We start from the raw sequence: 17374 nt of genomic DNA on the forward strand, positions 1-17374 counted from the left end.
CGCGACAGCCACTGCGCGGCGCGGCGCCGGCGCCGGCGCCGGGGCACGGCGCGCCACCGTGTCATGCGACAGCTTGAAGATGCTGACCGCCTGCGACAGCAGCTCGGCCTGCTCCTGCATGCTTTCCGCCGCGGCGGCCGCCTCTTCCACCAGCGCGGCATTCTGCTGCGTCATTTCGTCCATCTGCGAGATCGCCTGGTTGACTTCCTCGATGCCGTTGCTCTGTTCCTGCGTGGCGGCGGTGATCTCGCCCATGATGTCGGCCACCTGGCGGATCGAGGTCACGATCAGGTCCATGGTCTGGCCGGCTTCATCCACCAGCTTGCTGCCGGCATCGACTTTTTCCACCGAGTCGGTGATCAGCTCTTTAATCTCCTTGGCCGCGCCGGCCGAGCGCTGCGCCAGGTTGCGCACCTCGGACGCCACCACCGCGAAACCGCGGCCCTGCTCGCCCGCGCGCGCCGCTTCCACCGCCGCGTTCAGCGCCAGGATATTGGTCTGGAACGCGATGCCGTCGATCACCGAAATAATGTCGGCGATCTTGCGCGACGACTCGGTGATCGAGCCCATGGTCTGCACCACCTGCGACACCACGGTGCCGCCCTTCTCCGCCACCGACGAGGCGCTGACCGCCAGCTGGTTGGCCTGGCGCGCGTTGTCGGCATTCTGCTTCACGGTCGAGGTCAGCTCCTCCATCGACGACGCGGTCTCTTCCAGCGAGCTGGCCTGCGACTCGGTGCGCGCCGACAGGTCGGCGTTGCCCGAGGCGATTTCCTGCGACGCCGTCGAGATCAGCTCGGTGCCGGTGCGCACATCGCCCACCGTCTTGGCCAGGCTTTCGTTCATGTCCTTCAGCGCCTGCAGCAGTTCGCTGGTTTCATCCTGGCCTGCCACTTGCACGTGCGAAGTCAGTTCGCCGCTGGCCACCTTCTGCGCCACTTCCACCGCACCCGACAAGGGTACAGTAATCGAACGGGTAATCACGGTGGCGCACGCCACACCCAGCACCACGGCCACGCCGCCCAGCACGAACAGCACCACCATCAGGCTGCGGTCGGCGGTGACGGAACCGTCCATCACCTCTTCGGCATTGGCGCGCTGCATGTCGACCAGCTTGTTGATCTGCACCAGCGTCTGCGTGTTCAGCGGATCGATGCGGCCGGAAATCACCTTGGCGCCGCCTTCGCTATTGAAAGCCAGGATCTGGCCGATGGCTTCCTTGAAGGCGGCATCGGTGTCGGCGTCCAGCGCGCTGATATCGCCCAGCACTTTCTTTTCAGCGTCGTTCAGGCCCAGCGCCTTCAGGTCGCTGACTGCCTTGTCGTAGCGCGCGCGCTGGTCCTTGACCTTCTGCTCCTCTTTCTGCATCAGGCTGACGTCCGACTGCAAGCCGATGTTACGCATGGCGATGCCGGTTTCCAGCATCGCGCTCTTCATGACGCCGGCCTGCAGGTTCTTTGCCGTCGCCGTCTCCAGCCCCTTGGTCAGCTTGCTCTTGTTGCTGTAGTTAAGGTAGTTGGTCATCAGCACGATGGCCACCAGGATCAGCAGGATGATGCCGAATCCGATGCGCAGCCGTGCGCCGATTTTGAAGTCGCGTAAGTTCATGTGGTGCTCCCCTTTTTTGTCTTTACTCTATCGTCGTGTGGCGGCACGCCCTTCTCTTTGGGGCGCGTCCGTGGTGTTGCGGTCGCCGGCGCGGGGTTGAGGCGCCGGCAAGGCGGGCCGGCGTTAGGCCGCCGCCAGCTGGTCCATCAGGCCCATTTCCGGGCTGGACATCAGCTTGTCGATGTTCACCAGGATCAGCATGCGCTCGTCGATGGTGCCGAGGCCGATCATGTAGTCGCTGCTGAAGGCGGTGCCCATCTCCGGCGCCGGCTTGACCTGGTCGGCCGTCAGCGTGGTGACGTCGGACACCGAGTCCACCACCATGCCGACCACGCGGCCGTTGATGTTGAGGATGATGACCACGGTGAACTGGTCGTACACCGGCGAGCCGAGGTTGAACTTGATGCGCATGTCCACCACCGGAATGATGATGCCGCGCAGGTTGATCACGCCCTTGATGAATTCCGGCGCGTTGGCGATGCGGGTGACCGCCTCGTAGCCGCGGATTTCCTGTACCTTCAGGATGTCGATGCCGTATTCTTCCGCGCCCAGCTTGAAGGCCAGGTATTCGTGACCGGCGATGTCGCTGGCTGCCGCTGCGGTGGATTGTATCTCTGCCATGATGGCCCCCTATGAAGAAAAAATCGATTCGTCGGCCAGCTGGCGCGACGAGCGTATCAGCGCCGCCACATCCAGGATCAGCGATACGCCGCCGTCGCCCAGGATGGTGGCGCCGGAAATACCGGCTACCTTGCGATAATTGGACTCCAGATTCTTGACCACCACCTGCTGCTGCCCCACCAGCTCGTCGACGAACAGGCCGGCCTTGCGGCCGTCGGTCTCGACGATGATGACGATGCCCTGGCACGGATCGGCGAAGCGCGGCGTGATGTCGAACATCTGGTGCAGCGGCACCAGCGGCAGGTATTCGCCGCGCACCTTGATCACCCGGCCCTTGCCGCTGATTTCCTTGACGTCTTCCGGCGCCGGCTGCAGCGACTCGATCACGAAGCCCAGCGGCAGGATGTAGATTTCGTCGCCGACGCGGATCGACATGCCGTCCAGGATCGCCAGCGTCAGCGGCAGCGAAATCGAGATGGTGGTGCCGAAGCCCTTGGCCGAGCGGATGTCGACCACGCCGCCCATGGCGGTGATGTTACGCTTGACCACGTCCATGCCGACGCCGCGGCCGGACACGTCGGTGACTACCTCGGCGGTCGAGAAGCCGGGCGCGAAGATCAGCTGCCAGACCTCGGCGTCGCTCATGTTGTCGGTCAGCGGCAGGCCGTTCTGCTGCGCCTTGGCGAGGATTTTCTCGCGGTTCAAGCCGCCGCCGTCGTCCGACACCTCAATGATGATGTTGCCGCCCTGATGAGAGGCCGACAGGAACAGACGCCCGGCGTCGCTCTTGCCGCCGGCGCGGCGCACCTCCGGCATCTCGATGCCGTGGTCGATCGAGTTGCGCACCAGGTGCGTCAGCGGATCGACGATGCGTTCGATCAGGCCCTTGTCCAGTTCGGTGGCGGCGCCGTTGGTGATGAAGTCGACCTTCTTGCCCAGTTTGTGCGCCAGGTCGCGCACCATGCGCGGGAAGCGCGAGAACACGAAGTCCATCGGCATCATGCGGATCGACATCACCGCTTCCTGCAGGTCGCGGGTATTGCGGGTCAGCTGGCTGACGCTGTTGAGCAGGCGCTGGTGCACCATCGGGTCCAGCGTGTCGACGCGCTGCTCGATCATCGCCTGCGTGATGACCAGCTCGCCCACCAGGTTGATCAGCTGGTCGACCTTCTCGATCGACACGCGGATCGACGACGATTCGGCGCCGGCGTGGGCGGGCGCCTTCTCTTTTTCCTTTTCTTCCTTCTTGACGACTTTCTTTTCTTCCTCCGGCGGCGCCTCGATGACGATGCCGGCGGCGGCGCGGATCTGCTCGACCGGCTGGAAGAAGCCGTAGCCCTGCGCATCCTCGCCGGCGGCCGCGGCGTTGGCGCGGATCTCGTCGAGCGGCTGGAAGAAACCGTAGCCCTCGCCGCTGGCGGCGGCCGGCTTCAGGTCGGTGCTGTCGAAGAAGCCGTAGCCGAGGTCGTTCTCGACCTGGTCGCGCGCGGCCTTCTCTTTTTGTGCCTGGGCGTCGTCCAGCGCCGGCAGTTCGGTGACGGTCATGTCCTCGGGGTTCAGCACGAACGAGCAGATGGCGATGATGTCGTCCAGGCTCTCGTGGGTGGTGACCACCATGGCGTTGCGGTCCTTGTCGAGCGGTGTGATCGACACATGGCCCATCAGGCCCAGTTCCTCGCCCAGCGCCTGCACTTCGCGGTGCGCCATGGCCGGCAGTTCCAGCCGGTAGCGGCGGCCGCCGCTGTGGTCGACCTGCCTGGTATCGGGCGCGTTGAAAGCCGGCGCCACCGGCGCCATGGCCGTCATCGGCACATCCTGCGCCAACGACTGCAGCATCATGCGCACATTGGCCACGGCGTCCTGGTCGACTTCGCTGCCGAGGCGGTGGCCGTCGAGCTGCATCTTGAGGATGTCCTTGGCGGCCAGGAAGGCGTCGACGTGCTCGGAGGTCAGCGCCATTTCGCCTTTGCGGATGCGGTCGAGCAGGGTCTCCAGGACGTGGGTGACTTCGGTCATGTCGGTCACGCCGAACGTCGACGCGCCGCCCTTCACCGAGTGGGCGGTGCGGAAGATGGCGTTCAGATCCTCGGCGTCCGGCGCCGCCACATCGACGGCCAGCAGCAGCCGCTCCATTTCAGCCAGCAGTTCCTCGGCCTCATCGAAAAAGACCTGATAAAACTGGCTTATATCGATGGTCATGGTGATACTCCGTAAAGTTCGCTTCGCATCATTGCGCGCCTTATCAGCCGATGACCTTCTTGACTACCTCGATGAGCCGCTGCGGATCGAAAGGCTTGACCAGCCAGCCATTGGCGCCGGCAGCGCGGCCCTTGGCTTTCATCTCGTCCGACGATTCGGTGGTCAGCATCAGGATAGGGGTTTTCGCGTAGCTGGGCAGTTCGCGCAGCAGCTTGATCAGTTGCAGGCCGTCCATGCGCGGCATGTTCTGGTCGGTCAGCACCAGGTCGACATTCTGGAGCTTGGCTTTTTCCAGCCCCTCCTGGCCGTCCACGGCTTCCACCACCTGGTAGCCGGCCGCCTTCAGGCTGAAGGCCACCATCTGGCGCAGGGAGCTGGAATCATCAACCGCAAGTATCGTCTTAGCCATCTTATTCTCTCTTGTAAATCATGTGTCGTTGTTGTTAGAACAGCTCGATGTCGCCGCTCTCCAGGTGTTGCTGACTGACTGCCTTGCGCAACACGCTGCGCAGTTCCAAACTCTGTATCGCCAGCGCCATGCTGACCTTGCCGAGCAGCTCGACGATCTGCTCGTTGTCGCTCTCGGGCAGCATCTCGGCGCCGTGCGCGCCCAGCGTGCCGAGGAACTCGCGCAGGCCGGTCACGCGTTTCAGCGTGCGGTCCAGCAGCTGGCTGGTCATGTCCTGGAATTGCAGGCTGGTGATGGCGGCGTTGACATAGCCGCCCACCTGGCCCTGCAGTGCCTCCAGCTGGGCGCGCTGCTCGGGGGTGGCGGTGCCGCCGTCGAGCAGCAGCTGGATGGTGGCCTGTTCGGCCTCCACCGTTTGATGAATGGCCATGAAGTTGAAGGACAGCTTTTCGATCGCTTCCTCCAGCAGCAGGCCAGTCTGGATCAGGTCGGTCTCGACTTCGGTCAGATGCCGGCGACCGTGGTCAGACACGCCCGACAGCAGGCGCTTGACGTGGGAACCCAGAATTTTTTTTCTCGTCATAACAGTCTCGATTTACTTCGGCTTTGCTTATTTGCGTACGGGCGGCCCGGCAGGCGGCGCGGCGGGCGGCGCATTGACGGCGGCGCCGATCCCGGCGGCATCGTCGGTGTCACCGACCTCGATCTTGCGGCCGTCGCGCAGCACATTGTCCTCGGCCTTGCGGTTCATGACCACGATGCTGATGCGGCGGTTGACCGGATTGAACGGGTCGGCCTTGTCGAGGTTGATGGCCGAGGCCAGTCCGACCACGCGCAACACCTTGGAATCCTGCATGCCGCCGACGATCAGCTCGCGGCGCGAGGCGTTGGCGCGGTCGGCCGACAATTCCCAGTTGCTGTAGCCGGCGTCGCTCATATAGGGCGTGGAGTCGGTGTGGCCGGACAGGCTGATACGGTTGGGCACGTCGTTCAGCACAAAGCCGATCTCGTGCAGAATGTCCTTGGTGTAGGGCTGCAGCTCGGCCTTGGCCAGCGCGAACATCGGACGGTTCTGCTCGTCGACGATCTGGATCCGCAGGCCTTCGCTGGTGATGTCCAGCAGCAGCTGGTCCTTGTATTTCTTCAGCAGCGGGTTGGCCTCGATCTTGGCCTCGATGCGTTCCTTGAGCGCCTTCAGGCGCTGGTTTTCCTCGGCTTCCAGCGCCGCCTTGGCGGCCGTCAGGTTGTAGGTCTTCTTGACCTGCGGGTCGTCGCTGGCCTTGACCTGGCCGTCGGTGCGGGTCAGGTCCTTGCCGCCGCCCTTGATGATGGACGAGCTGTCGCCGCTGCCGGAGCCGCCCGACATGGCCACCTTGAGCGGCGTCTTGAAGTATTCGGAAATGCCGTTGAGGTCGCCCTTGGTGGTGGAACCGAGCAGCCACATCAGCAGGAAAAAGGCCATCATCGCGGTGACGAAGTCGGCATACGCGATCTTCCAGGCGCCGCCGTGGTGACCGCCGCCGCCCTTCTTGATGCGCTTGACGATAATAGGCCGCAAGCCCTCTTCAGCCATGATTCATCCTTAAACTGATATTAGTGCTGTGCATGGCTTACTTCGACTTCGATTTCTTGATGTGGTCTTCCAGCTCGTTGAAGGTCGGACGCTCGGTCGAGTACAGCACTTTGCGGCCGAATTCCACCGCCAGCGCCGGCGCATAGCCGTTCAGGCTGGCCAGCAGCGTGACCTTGACGCACTGGTACATCTTGGTCGACTCTTCCAGCTTCTGCTCCAGCAGGCTGGCCAGCGGACCGACGAAGCCGTAGGCCAGCAGAATACCGAGGAAGGTGCCGACCAGCGCGTGCGCGATCAGAATGCCCAGCTCGGCCGGCGGCAAGCCCACCGATTCCATGGTGTGCACCACGCCCATCACCGCCGCCACGATGCCGAAGGCCGGCAGGCCGTCGCCCAGCTTGGCGATGGCGTGGGCCGGCGCGGCGCCCTCGTGGTGGTGGGTCTCGATCTCGATGTCCATCAGGTTTTCGATCTGGAACGCATCCATATTGCCGGACACCATCAGGCGCAGGTAATCGGTCATGAATTCCACGATGTGGTGGTCTTCCAGCACGCTCGGGTACTTGCTGAACAGCGGGCTCTGCTCCGGGCTGTCGATATCGCCTTCGATCGACATCAGGCCTTCCTTGCGCACCTTGGACAGCACGTCGAACAGCAGCGACATCATCTCCATGTAGAGATCCTTGGTGTAGCGCGAGCCCTTGAACAGCGTCGGGATGGCGCCCAGCGTGGCCTTGATGGTCTTGCCATTGTTGCCGACGAAGAAAGCGCCAAGCGCGCCGCCGCCGATCATCACCACCTCCAGCGGCTGCATCAGCGCGGCCAGATGCCCGCCATTCATGGCAAAACCGCCGAACACGCCGACGCAGACCACTACATATCCAATGATGACTAACAAGTGTCCTGACTCCCCAGAGCGAAAACCGGCCGAATTGTGACTAAGCTGGGCCGGTTTTTTAAGAATTTACATATAGAACTACAATAGCCTGACTCGGGGTGGCCGGGCAAGTGAATAACGTCAAATGATGCTTAAAAGTACCATATGTAGAGGGGAACTCCCCCCTCTGTGGCATGAATGATGCTATCCGGTGTTCTTTCCTCAATGACAAATTCATAGCTCACAAGCATCGCCCCGGGACACATTTCGGCACGCGCCTTGCGCCACAACGCCGGCATGGCGGCCGGCGACAGGTAGGCGAATACCAGGTCGAACTGGCTGAAGTCGAGGTTTTCATAGTCGCCCAGCAGGAAGCGGGCGCGGCTGCGGCCAGCCTGGGCGCGCAGCCAGCTCACCAGCCACGGCAGCGGCGCCAGCTCGATGCCGACGGCGTCGCCGTCCGGGCGCACGCGGGCCAGGTACAGGGTCAGGCCGCCGAGGCCGCTGCCGATGTCGATCACGCGCGGCGCCCCGTCGGTGGGCAGCAGCTGGCGCACCGCATCCCACACCACCGGCTGCGACGGGTAATACGGCACCTGGGTGCGGAAGGTCGACCAGTACCAGCCCAGCAACAGCAGGAAGACCAGGCCGAACAGCCAGGACGGCAGCTGCAGCGCCAGCGCGGCCAGCACCGCCAGCGGAAACAGCAGCTGGATCGGGCGCCACCAGGCCGCCAGCGCCAGCTTCCAGGTCAGCAGCGCCGCCAGCAGGCCCTGCACCGCGGCCACGGTCAGATAATCGACGGGGAAACGAAAACTGGCCATCACATAAATGATGGCCAGCGTCAGCGGCATGGCGCCGCACTGTATCAGCATGGCCCGCACGGCGGGCGCGCGGGCGAGGCGTTGAATATAAGGTAAGGTCACACCCCGTATTATGCCGCCAGCGCTTCGGCTTCGCGGGATTTTTTGGTCTTGCCGGCGCGCGAAGGCATGTGGCACAGGCCGCAGACGTAGCTGCCATGCAGGTCCATGGCGTTGACCACGAATTTGCCCTGGCATTTGCCGCAGGGGGCGGTTTCCAGCATCCTGCTGCTGAAGAAGCGCACCAGGGTCCAGGCGCGGGTCAGCGACAGCAGCGGTTCTTCGCCCGGTTCCGGCGGCATTTGTTCGAGGTACAGCTTGTAGGCCTTCATCACCGCTTCAATGCCGGTGGCGCCGGCGTGGGTCACCAGGAAGCCGTGGATGTTGATGAACAGCGACGAGTGGATGTTCGGCTGCCAGGTCAGGAACCAGTCGGTCGAGAACGGCAGCATGCCTTTCGGCGGCGACACGCCCTTCAGCTCCTTGTACAGCTTGAGCAGGCGTTCGCGCGACAGCGACACTTCCGACTCCAGCAGCTGCAGGCGGGCGCCCAGCTGGATCAGTTCGATGGCCAGCTGGATTTCCTGGGCTTCCGATACGACGCTTTTCTTGGCGGCCATGATCTGCTCCCGCGCTTAAACGATTTCTTCGACCGGCTGGCCGGCCATCAGGATGGCGGCGTGCGACTGCGCCAGCACGCGATCCTTGTTGTAGTTGGTCAGCATCGACAGGATGGCGCTGTCGTCGAAGCGGAAGCGGGCCAGCATCATGTTGCCGCCTGCCAGCTTCAGGATCTGCGCGTTGCTCATGCCTTCGATCAGGTCGGCGATTTCGGCGGCGATGCCGAGACGGAAAATTGCGGTGACTTTATCGGCGCGGATCATTTGCTGAGCCAGCATCAGGTAGCTCAGATTCGCATCGCGGATTTCAGCCATCATATCGTTTGCAGTCATTTTCCCACTCCTAAGCGTTTTCTCTCTGTCGGAACACGTTTGCGTTTCCGTTGAGATACATTCTGCTTGAGCAACAAAATCCACAGAAGAGGTGACTCTCCGTATTTTTTGCCGGAAAATAGCAGGTGCGACCTGTCGGTGTTTGTCTTACAAACACTCGCAGATCGGTCGTCTACGCCCTTGCGGCGTAGGTTTCTTGCGGGATACAAGCTTCAAGAAAAGCCTTTGTTGAATCGAAAAATAAGACGATAAAGCGACTCTTTTTTGCGACATCTAACCCGGTTACGGCAGCCTTTTGGAGAACTTTAGGGTTTCCTGAAAATATTTTTCAATTATTTTCGGCTACCGCCTTGCAACCAGATGGCGGTTTTCTGCGCATCTTGAAACTGGTAACGGCAGGCTTCAGGGGAACTTTAGGGTTTTTTCGAAAAAAATCGAAAAATTTTTAAAAAAGTTCTCAAGTCGAGGATTCATGCGGGTTTCAAGCCGATAAGCCCATGGAAAAATCGGCGCCAGCAGCAATTTTTCAGGTTACACTCGCTGCTTTAGACCTCAACATCTATTCATAATGACAACTCGCAACCACTGCCTGGAGCGCGACGCGCAGGATCCGCTCGCCCCGCTGCGTGACCAGTTCGACCTGCCGGCCGGCGTGATTTATCTGGATGGCAACTCCCTGGGCGCCCGCCCGAAGACCGCCCTCGCCCGCGCCCAGCACGTCATCGCCCAGGAATGGGGCCATGACCTGATCCGCAGCTGGAACAGCGCCGGCTGGTTCGAGATGCCGAAACGCCTGGGCAACCGCCTGGCGCCGCTGATCGGCGGTCTGGACGGCGAAGTGGTGGTCACCGACACCACCTCGGTCAACCTGTTCAAGGCGCTGGCCGCCGCGCTGCAGATGCAGGCCGGCGACAGCGCCCGCCGCGTCATCGTCACCGAACGCTCCAACTTCCCGACCGACATTTACATGGCGGAAGGCCTGACCAGGTGGCTGGAACGCGGCTACAGCATCAAGCTGATCGACTCGCCGGACCAGCTGCCGGCCGCGCTCGGCGCGGACACCGCCGTGGTCATGCTGACCCACGTGAACTACCGCACCGGCTACCAGTACGCGATGCAGGCCACCAGCGCCCTGGCCCACGCGGCCGGCGCCCTGATCGTCTGGGATCTGGCGCACTCGGCCGGCGCGGTGCCGGTCGACCTGAACGCCGACGGCGCCGACCTGGCCGTGGGCTGCACCTATAAATACCTGAACGGCGGTCCGGGCGCGCCGGCCTTCATCTGGGTGCCGACAAGGCACCAGGCTGCGTTCCAGCAACCGCTGTCCGGCTGGTGGGGCCACGCCGCGCCGTTCGCCATGGCGCCGCACTACACGCCGGCCGAGGGCATCGGCCGCGCGCTGTGCGGCACCCAGCCTATCGTCTCGCTGGCCATGGTCGAATGCGGGCTCGACGTGCACCACCAGACCGACATGGCCGCCATCCGCGCCAAATCGCTGGCGCTGACCGATCTGTTCATCGAACTGGTGGAGGCGCGCTGCGCCGCCCATCCGCTGGGACTGGTGACGCCGCGCCAGCATGCGCACCGCGGCAGCCAGGTCAGCTTCACCCATCCGCACGGCTACGCGGTGATGGCGGCCCTGATCGCGCGCGGCGTGATCGGCGACTACCGCGAGCCGGCCATCATGCGCTTCGGCTTCACGCCGCTGTACACCAGCTACACCGACGTCTGGGATGCAGTCGAGATCCTGCGCGATATCCTGGACCGCCAGGACTACAATGTCGACGCCAAGCGCGACGCCGTCACCTGATAACGAGATCAACCGTATGAGCGATAACAAATGCCCGATGCATAACACCGGCGCCGACTGGCACGGTGCGCAGATGGACTTCAGCAACGACATGAGCTACGGCGACTACCTGGGCCTGAACCAGATCCTGCACGCCCAGCACCCACTGTCGCCGAACCACAACGAGATGCTGTTCATCATCCAGCACCAGACCAGCGAACTGTGGATGAAGCTGATGCTGCACGAAATGCGCGCGGTCCGCACGCACCTGCGCAGCGACGACCTGCCGCCGGCGTTCAAGATGCTGGCGCGCGTGGCGCGCATCATGGACCAGCTGGTGCACGCCTGGGACGTGCTGGCCACCATGACGCCGCCGGAATACACCGCCATCCGCCCTTACCTGGGCGCGTCGTCCGGCTTCCAGTCCTACCAGTACCGCGAGATCGAATTCATCCTGGGGAACAAGAACGCCGCCCTGCTCAACGTCCATGCGACCACGCCGGAATTCCCGCTGCTGGAAGAAGCGCTGCGCACGCCGTCGATCTACGACGAAGCGGTCCGCCTGCTGGCGCGCAACGGCCTGCCGATTTCCGCCGAGCGCCTGAACGCCGACCCCACCCTGCCGACCGTGGCCGACGCCTCGGTGCAGCAGGCCTGGCTGCAGGTCTACGGCGATCCGACGCGCTACTGGGCGCTGTACGAGCTGGCTGAAAAGCTGGTCGACATGGAGACCGCTTTCCGTTTCTGGCGCTTCCGCCACGTGACCACGGTCGAGCGCATCATCGGCTTCAAGACCGGCACCGGCGGCACGGCCGGCGTCAGCTATCTGCGCAAGATGCTGGACGTGGTGCTGTTCCCCGAGCTGTTCGCACTGCGCACCGAGCTCTGAGGCACGGCGCGCCCTCGCGGCAAGCGCCGGCTTATTTCACGCTGGCGCCCACCAGCGGCAGCTCGATGTAGCTGTCGTGATAGATGCGCTGCGTCGCCTTCTTGTAATCCGCCGGCTGCGCGTAGAAGATATTCGGCACAAAGGTCTGCGGATTGCGGTCGTACAGCGGGAACCAGCTGGACTGGATCTGCACCATGATGCGGTGGCCCGGCAGGAACACGTGGTTGGCGGTCGGCAGCGCAAAGCGGTACGGCAGCGCCTTGTCGGCGGCGATCGGCCTGGCCGTCTCCAGGCTTTCGCGGTAGCGGCCGCGGAAGATGTCGGCCGACACCATCAGCTGGTAGCCGCCCAGCTCCGGCTGCGACGCCATCTGGTCCGGATAGACGTCGATCACCTTGACCACCCAGTCGGCGTCGGTGCCGCTGGTGGCGGCCAGCAGGTGGGCGACCGGCTCGCCGCTGATCTTCACCGGCGCCGTCAGCACGCCGGTGGTGTAGCTCAGCACATCGGTGCGGCCGGAGGCTTCGCGCTGGTCGTCGACCAGCCAGCGCGGCCAGGTCTGGCCCTTGGCTTCGTCGTAGCCGTACGGCGGAATCGGACGCTGGCGGTAAGGCACCGGCTTGGCCGGATCGGCCACGTATTCGTCGTAATCGTTTTTATGCGCCGGCTTGGACAGCGGCACCGGCGCGGTATTGGTCAGTGTCGCCTTGCCGTCCGCCGCCAGGCGCAGCGTGGCCGGGGCGATGAAGCAGCCGGTGACGCAGCCGGCCGGCCAGCGGTCCAGCGCGCGCCACTTGTTGGTGCCGGTTTCGAAGGCCGTCACCGGCGCGATGGTCGCCGCCAGCGCCTCGGCCGGCGGTTCGTCCTTCAGGTAGCGGTCCAGGAACGGCATCAGGATCTCTTCGCGGAAGTGCATGCCGGTGTCGCTGTTGAATTTGATCGGCCCGAGGTGGGTGCCGTCGCCATCCTGGCCGCCGTGGTTCCACGGCCCCATCACCAGGAACACCTTGTTGTCCTTGTCGTTCGGCTTGATGGCCTTGTAGACGGCGATGGCGCCGTAGATATCCTCGGCGTCCCACAGGCTGTGCACCAGCATGGTCGGCACGGTGATCGGCTGTTTTGCCAGGATCTGGTCCACGGCCTGGGTCTGCCAGAACGCGTCGTAGCTTGGATGCGCCACCACCTTGCGCCAGAAGCCGCTCTGCTCCACGCCGCGCCGGCGCGCCAGCTCGCCGGCCGAACCGGCGCGCATGAAGGTATCGTAATCGTCGTAATGGCTGGTGAACCAGTGCGCCTCGTTGCGCCGCGTGACCACCTGCTCCAGGATGTAGGACAGGTTAATCTGGCGGAAGGCGCCGTTGTGGAACCAGTCGTCGCCGCGCCAGCCGTCGACCATGGGATTCATCGGCACCGCCACCTTCAGCGCCGGATGCGGATTGACCAGCGCGATCAGCGGCAGGAAGCCGTCGTACGAACTGCCGATGATGCCGACCTTGCCGTTCGACTCCGGCACGTTCTTGCTGAGCCATTCGATGGTGTCCCAGCTGTCGGTGGAATGGTCGACCGGCGTCGGATTGAACGGCGTGCCGGCCATCGGGCGGTTCATCACGTAGTCGCCCTCGGAGCCGTACTTGCCGCGCACGTCCTGCACGACGCGGATATAACCGCCCTTGACGATGACGTCCGGCTGGTTGTCATAGCCCTGCAGCACCGACTCCAGCTGCGAGTTTTCCGCGTGCGCCGTCATCTCGGCGGCGTTGTACGGCGTGCGCGTGAGCAGCATCGGCGCGTGCTGCGCCTTGCGCGGGATGAGGATCACGGTATTGAGCTTGACGCCGTCGCGCATCGGTATCATCACCGTGCGGCGGACGTAGTCGAAGCTGTCGACCGGCGCCGTGAATTCATCCGGCGTTTCGCTCGGCAGCGCGGGATACTGCGGCTTGGCGGCGACGCCGGGCGTCGATGCCGGCAGCGCGGCCTGCTGCGCCAGACTGGCCTGGATAGTAAAAACGCCGGCCACCAGGGCCAGCGTCAGTGCGGTCTTCTTCATGGACGCCTCGGAATGTTGTGAAACGCTAAAGTATCACAACAGGCCGGGGCGTTGCATCGCTTATTTCGCCAGCAGCAGCTCGTTCAGGCGCTTGACGAAGGTGGCCGGATCGCTCAGCGAACCGCCTTCGGCCAGCAGGGCCTGATCGAACAGCAGGTTCGACCAGTCGCTGAAGGAGCTGGCCACGCCTTCGTTTTTCAGACGCTGCACCAGCGGGTGGTCCGGATTGATTTCCAGGATAGGCTTGGATTCCGGCGCGTTCTGGCCCGCCGCCTTCAGCATGCGCAGCAGGTTGCCCGACAGTTCGTTCTCGTCGGCCACCAGGCAGGCTGGCGAATCGGTCAGGCGGAAGGTCACGCGCACGTCCTTGGCCTTGTCGGCCAGCGCTTCCTTCATTTTCTCGACCAGATCCTTGTACGACGATTCGGTTTCCTCGTGTTCCTTCTTCTCGGCTTCGTCTTCCAGCGCGCCCAGATCCAGGCCGCCCTTGGCGACGGAAACCAGTTCCTTGCCTTCGAACTCGGTCAGGAACGACAGCATCCATTCGTCCACGCGGTCGGTCAGCAGCAGCACTTCCACGCCCTTCTTGCGGAAGATTTCCAGGTGCGGACTGTTTTTCGCGGCGATGTAGTTATCGGCGGTGACGTAGTAGATCTTGTCCTGGCCCTCCTTGGCGCGCGACAGGTACTGCTCCAGCGACGTGGTCTGCTGGTCGTTGTCGTTGGCGGTCGAGGCAAAGCGCAGCAGCTTGGCCAGACGGTCCTTGTTGGCCGCGTCCTCGCCCACGCCCTCTTTCAGCACCTGGCCGAATTCGGTCCAGAAGCTCTGGTACTTGTCTTTTTTCTCCTGCTCGTCGGCGTTCGCCAGCTCTTCCAGCATGCCGATCACGCGCTTGGTCGAGCCGTCGCGGATCAGTTTCACGTCGCGCGACTCCTGCAGGATCTCGCGCGAGACGTTCAGCGGCAGGTCGGCCGAATCGATCACGCCCTTGACGAAACGCAGGTAGGTCGGCATCAGCTGCTCGGCATCGTCCATGATGAACACGCGCTTGACGTACAGCTTGATGCCGCCACGCTTGTTGCGGTCCCACAGGTCGAACGGCGCCTTGGCCGGGATGTACAGCAGCTGCGTGTATTCGCTCTTGCCTTCGACGCGGTTGTGGGTGTAGGTCAGCGGCGCGGCAAAGTCATGCGAGACGTGCTTGTAGAATTCCTCGTACTGTTCCGGCGTGATCTCGGATTTGCTGCGCGCCCACAGCGCGCTGGCCTGGTTGACGGTTTCCAGTTCGTCCTTGAGCACGTTCTCGCTCTTCTCGGCGTCCCACTCTTCCTTCTGCATCACGATCGGCAGCGAGATGTGGTCCGAGTATTTGCGGATGATGGACTTGATCTTCCACGACGACAGCAGCTCGTCCTCGCCTTCGCGCAGGTGCAGGATGATGTCGGTGCCGCGGTTGACCTTCTCGATCTGCTCGACCGAGTAGTCGCCCTCGCCGCCCGATTCCCAGCGCACGCCTTCGGCGGCCGGCGCGCCGGCGCGGCGCGATTCGACGGTGATCTTGTCGGCGACGATGAAGCCCGAGTAGAAGCCCACGCCGAACTGGCCGATCAGGGCCGCGTCCTGCTGCTGGTCGCCCGACAGCTTGCCGAAGAATTCCTTGGTGCCCGACTTGGCGATGGTGCCCAGGTGGGAAATGGCTTCGTCGCGGCTCATGCCGATGCCGTTGTCGGAAATGGTGATGGTGCGCGCGGCCTTGTCGAACGAGACCTTGATTTTCAGTTCATGGTCGTTGCCGTACAGGGCGTCGTTATTGATCGCCTCGAAACGCAGCTTGTCGGACGCGTCGGACGCGTTGGAGATCAGTTCGCGCAGGAAGATCTCCTTGTTCGAATACAGGGAGTGAATCATCAGCTGCAGCAGCTGTTTCACTTCGGCCTGGAATCCAAGGGTTTGTTTTTGAGTATCAGCCATTTTGGAATAGTCTTTTGGTTAAGATTTCAGGAAAGTGGGGATTATAAGAGGCTTTTCAAGAGCCGGGAGGGTCAACTGAGTTCCCGCTCAAGGAAACGCCACACGGCCGGCTCCTGCATCGCCGCCACGTTGAGCCGCATGCGGGTCGACGGCAGCTGCTTGGGCGAGAACAGGCTGCCCGGCGCCAGCAGCAGATTGTGCGCCATGGCGCGCTCGGTCAGCACATTGGTGTCGCAGCCGGCGTCGGCCCAGACGAACATGCCGGCCGGCGGCGAGCCGTCCACCTTCAGGCCGATGCGCTCCATCTGGCGCAGCGCCTTGGCGCGGATGCCGTCCAGCCGCGCGCGCAGGCGGTCGGCGTGCTTGCGGTACAGGCCCTCGGACAGCACCTTGTACACCACCCGCTCGCCGATGTCGCTGGTGGTCAGCGTCGACAGCATCTTGCGGTCGGCCAGCCGTTCGGCGCGCTCCGGCGAGGTGGCGATGAAGCCCACCCGCAGGTTGGCGGCCATGGTCTTGGAAAAGCCGCTCAGGTAGATCACCCGCTGCAGCTGGTCCAGCGCCGACAGCCGCGTGGCCGGCTGCACCGCGCTGCCGGGATGCAGGTCGCAGTAGATATCGTCTTCCACGATGATGAAGTCGTGCTCCTCGGCCAGACGCAGCACCTGGAACGCCTTGGCCGCCGACAGCGAGGTGGAACTCGGGTTGTGCAGCACCGAATTGATGATGTACAGCTTGGGCTTGTGCAGCGCCGCCAGTTCCGCCAGGCGCGCGATATCCGGCCCGTCGCCGAGGCGCGGAATGCCGACCACCTTGGCGCCCAGCGCGGCAAAGGAGCCGAACATCAGGAACCAGGCCGGATCGTCGACGAAGATGGTGTCGCCGGGACGCGAGAATTCGCGCGCCACCAGGTCCAGCGCCTGCGTCACGCCGGCCGTGGTGACGATCTGCTCGGGCGTGGCGGCGATTTCCAGCTCGGCCAGCTTGTGCTGCAACTGCTGACGCAGCGGCAGGAAGCCCTGCGGCACGCCGTAACTCAGCAGCAGGTTCGGATTCTGCCGGCTGACCGCGCGCAGCGCGTTGGCGATCGAAGGGCCGTCCAGCCATTCGGGCGGCAGCACGCCGGAGCCGGGCATCTGCTGGTGCGGCATCTGGCGGAACATATTCCGCACCAGCCAGACCACGTCGATCGGCTTGGCGTCGAAATTCGCCTGCACGCGCGACAGCGGCGCCAGCAGCGCGCTGTCGGCGGTGTTCAGCGCCATCGATGGACGCTCGCGCACGAAGAAACCGGCGCCGCGGCGCGATTCCAGGTAGCCGGTGGCCACCAGCTTGTCGTAGGCCGCCACCACGGTGAAGGCCGACACCCCGTGCGAGGCCGCGAACGCCCGGATCGACGGCATGCGGGCGCCGCCGCGCAGCAGGCGGTCGTCGATGCGCGCCGCCACCGAGCGCACGATCTGGTCGATCAGCGTTTCGCCCGATTCGCGCAGCAGCAGGCCAAGCATGGCGCCAGGCGCCGGCTTGGGCGACGCCGGCACCGGGGCCGGCACGGGCACCGACGCCACCGCC

15 protein-coding genes are annotated in these 17374 nt (G+C 63.7%); 2 read left to right on the plus strand and 13 right to left on the minus strand.

Going from position 1 to position 17374, the window contains the following annotated elements; all coding sequences use genetic code 11:
* The 10 genes from GJ698_RS29540 to flhD form a co-directional block, all read right to left on the minus strand.
* Positions 1-1608, minus strand: a 1608-nt coding sequence (locus GJ698_RS29540; RefSeq protein ID WP_154361434.1) for a methyl-accepting chemotaxis protein, incomplete at its 3' end; no start/stop codon positions are given.
* 123 nt (positions 1609-1731) lie between these two features.
* On the minus strand, positions 1732-2229 hold the full coding sequence (locus tag GJ698_RS29545; RefSeq protein ID WP_154361435.1) for a chemotaxis protein CheW: 498 nt from the start codon (positions 2227-2229) through the stop codon (positions 1732-1734).
* A gap of 9 nt (positions 2230-2238) precedes the next feature.
* Positions 2239-4428 (minus strand): chemotaxis protein CheA, encoded by a 2190-nt coding sequence (gene cheA / locus GJ698_RS29550; protein WP_154361436.1) that lies wholly within the window; start codon positions 4426-4428, stop codon positions 2239-2241.
* 43 nt (positions 4429-4471) lie between these two features.
* On the minus strand, positions 4472-4837 hold the full coding sequence (locus GJ698_RS29555) for a response regulator (RefSeq protein ID WP_110848818.1): 366 nt from the start codon (positions 4835-4837) through the stop codon (positions 4472-4474).
* A 34-nt stretch (positions 4838-4871) separates the two neighbouring features.
* Positions 4872-5420: a chemotaxis protein gene (locus GJ698_RS29560; protein ID WP_154361437.1), complete on the minus strand. Its 549-nt coding sequence runs from the start codon at positions 5418-5420 to the stop codon at positions 4872-4874.
* A 27-nt stretch (positions 5421-5447) separates the two neighbouring features.
* The gene (motB, locus tag GJ698_RS29565; RefSeq protein ID WP_154361438.1) at positions 5448-6410 is read right to left on the minus strand and encodes a flagellar motor protein MotB; all 963 of its coding nucleotides are present in this window, start codon (positions 6408-6410) and stop codon (positions 5448-5450) included.
* Between the two features lie 37 nt (positions 6411-6447).
* Complete coding sequence (gene motA / locus GJ698_RS29570) at positions 6448-7308, minus strand: flagellar motor stator protein MotA (RefSeq protein WP_154361439.1); 861 nt, start codon at positions 7306-7308, stop codon at positions 6448-6450.
* Between the two features lie 131 nt (positions 7309-7439).
* Positions 7440-8162 carry a class I SAM-dependent methyltransferase gene (locus GJ698_RS29575; RefSeq protein ID WP_154361445.1) on the minus strand — a complete coding sequence of 241 codons (723 nt, stop codon included), beginning with the start codon at positions 8160-8162 and terminating at the stop codon, positions 7440-7442.
* A gap of 59 nt (positions 8163-8221) precedes the next feature.
* Positions 8222-8770, minus strand: coding sequence for a flagellar transcriptional regulator FlhC (gene flhC, locus GJ698_RS29580; protein ID WP_154361440.1), 549 nt, complete (start codon positions 8768-8770; stop codon positions 8222-8224).
* A gap of 15 nt (positions 8771-8785) precedes the next feature.
* A complete protein-coding gene (gene flhD, locus GJ698_RS29585) occupies positions 8786-9103 on the minus strand; it encodes a flagellar transcriptional regulator FlhD (protein WP_090177486.1) in 318 nt (105 codons plus the stop codon).
* 568 nt (positions 9104-9671) lie between these two features.
* On the opposite strand from flhD, the gene kynU reads away from it, so the two are divergent.
* Together kynU and kynA are read left to right on the plus strand one after the other, a co-directional pair.
* Positions 9672-10913 (plus strand): kynureninase, encoded by a 1242-nt coding sequence (gene kynU, locus GJ698_RS29590; protein WP_154361441.1) that lies wholly within the window; start codon positions 9672-9674, stop codon positions 10911-10913.
* Positions 10914-10929: 16 nt separating this feature from the next.
* Positions 10930-11781, plus strand: coding sequence for a tryptophan 2,3-dioxygenase (gene kynA / locus GJ698_RS29595; protein ID WP_154361442.1), 852 nt, complete (start codon positions 10930-10932; stop codon positions 11779-11781).
* A gap of 31 nt (positions 11782-11812) precedes the next feature.
* On the opposite strand, the gene GJ698_RS29600 is transcribed toward kynA, so the two are convergent.
* The 3 genes from GJ698_RS29600 to GJ698_RS29610 all read right to left on the minus strand — a co-directional run bounded on the left by GJ698_RS29600 (position 11813) and on the right by GJ698_RS29610 (position 17310).
* Positions 11813-13831 carry a CocE/NonD family hydrolase gene (locus GJ698_RS29600; RefSeq protein ID WP_154361443.1) on the minus strand — a complete coding sequence of 673 codons (2019 nt, stop codon included), beginning with the start codon at positions 13829-13831 and terminating at the stop codon, positions 11813-11815.
* A gap of 60 nt (positions 13832-13891) precedes the next feature.
* The gene (htpG, locus tag GJ698_RS29605) at positions 13892-15802 is read right to left on the minus strand and encodes a molecular chaperone HtpG (protein WP_154361444.1); all 1911 of its coding nucleotides are present in this window, start codon (positions 15800-15802) and stop codon (positions 13892-13894) included.
* 71 nt (positions 15803-15873) lie between these two features.
* The gene (locus tag GJ698_RS29610) at positions 15874-17310 is read right to left on the minus strand and encodes an aminotransferase-like domain-containing protein (protein ID WP_154361446.1); all 1437 of its coding nucleotides are present in this window, start codon (positions 17308-17310) and stop codon (positions 15874-15876) included.
* Positions 17311-17374: the final 64 nt, after the last annotated feature.

The sequence above is a fragment of the Duganella aquatilis genome, from assembly GCF_009674565.1.
Classification (GTDB): Bacteria; Pseudomonadota; Gammaproteobacteria; order Burkholderiales; family Burkholderiaceae_D; genus Rugamonas; species Rugamonas aquatilis.

Bases quoted from the DNA above. Each gene is read 5' to 3' on its own strand.
- GJ698_RS29545 (WP_154361435.1), bottom strand. From the start codon at position 2,229: ATGGCAGAGATACAATCCACCGCAGCGGCAGCCAGCGACATCGCCGGT.
- cheA (WP_154361436.1), bottom strand. From the start codon at position 4,428: ATGACCATCGATATAAGCCAGTTTTATCAGGTCTTTTTCGATGAGGCC.
- GJ698_RS29555 (WP_110848818.1), bottom strand. From the start codon at position 4,837: ATGGCTAAGACGATACTTGCGGTTGATGATTCCAGCTCCCTGCGCCAG.
- GJ698_RS29560 (WP_154361437.1), bottom strand. From the start codon at position 5,420: ATGACGAGAAAAAAAATTCTGGGTTCCCACGTCAAGCGCCTGCTGTCG.
- motB (WP_154361438.1), bottom strand. From the start codon at position 6,410: ATGGCTGAAGAGGGCTTGCGGCCTATTATCGTCAAGCGCATCAAGAAG.
- GJ698_RS29575 (WP_154361445.1), bottom strand. From the start codon at position 8,162: ATGCTGATACAGTGCGGCGCCATGCCGCTGACGCTGGCCATCATTTAT.
- flhC (WP_154361440.1), bottom strand. From the start codon at position 8,770: ATGGCCGCCAAGAAAAGCGTCGTATCGGAAGCCCAGGAAATCCAGCTG.
- flhD (WP_090177486.1), bottom strand. From the start codon at position 9,103: ATGACTGCAAACGATATGATGGCTGAAATCCGCGATGCGAATCTGAGC.
- kynU (WP_154361441.1), top strand. From the start codon at position 9,672: ATGACAACTCGCAACCACTGCCTGGAGCGCGACGCGCAGGATCCGCTC.
- kynA (WP_154361442.1), top strand. From the start codon at position 10,930: ATGAGCGATAACAAATGCCCGATGCATAACACCGGCGCCGACTGGCAC.
- GJ698_RS29600 (WP_154361443.1), bottom strand. From the start codon at position 13,831: ATGAAGAAGACCGCACTGACGCTGGCCCTGGTGGCCGGCGTTTTTACT.
- htpG (WP_154361444.1), bottom strand. From the start codon at position 15,802: ATGGCTGATACTCAAAAACAAACCCTTGGATTCCAGGCCGAAGTGAAA.
- GJ698_RS29610 (WP_154361446.1), bottom strand. From the start codon at position 17,310: ATGCTTGGCCTGCTGCTGCGCGAATCGGGCGAAACGCTGATCGACCAG.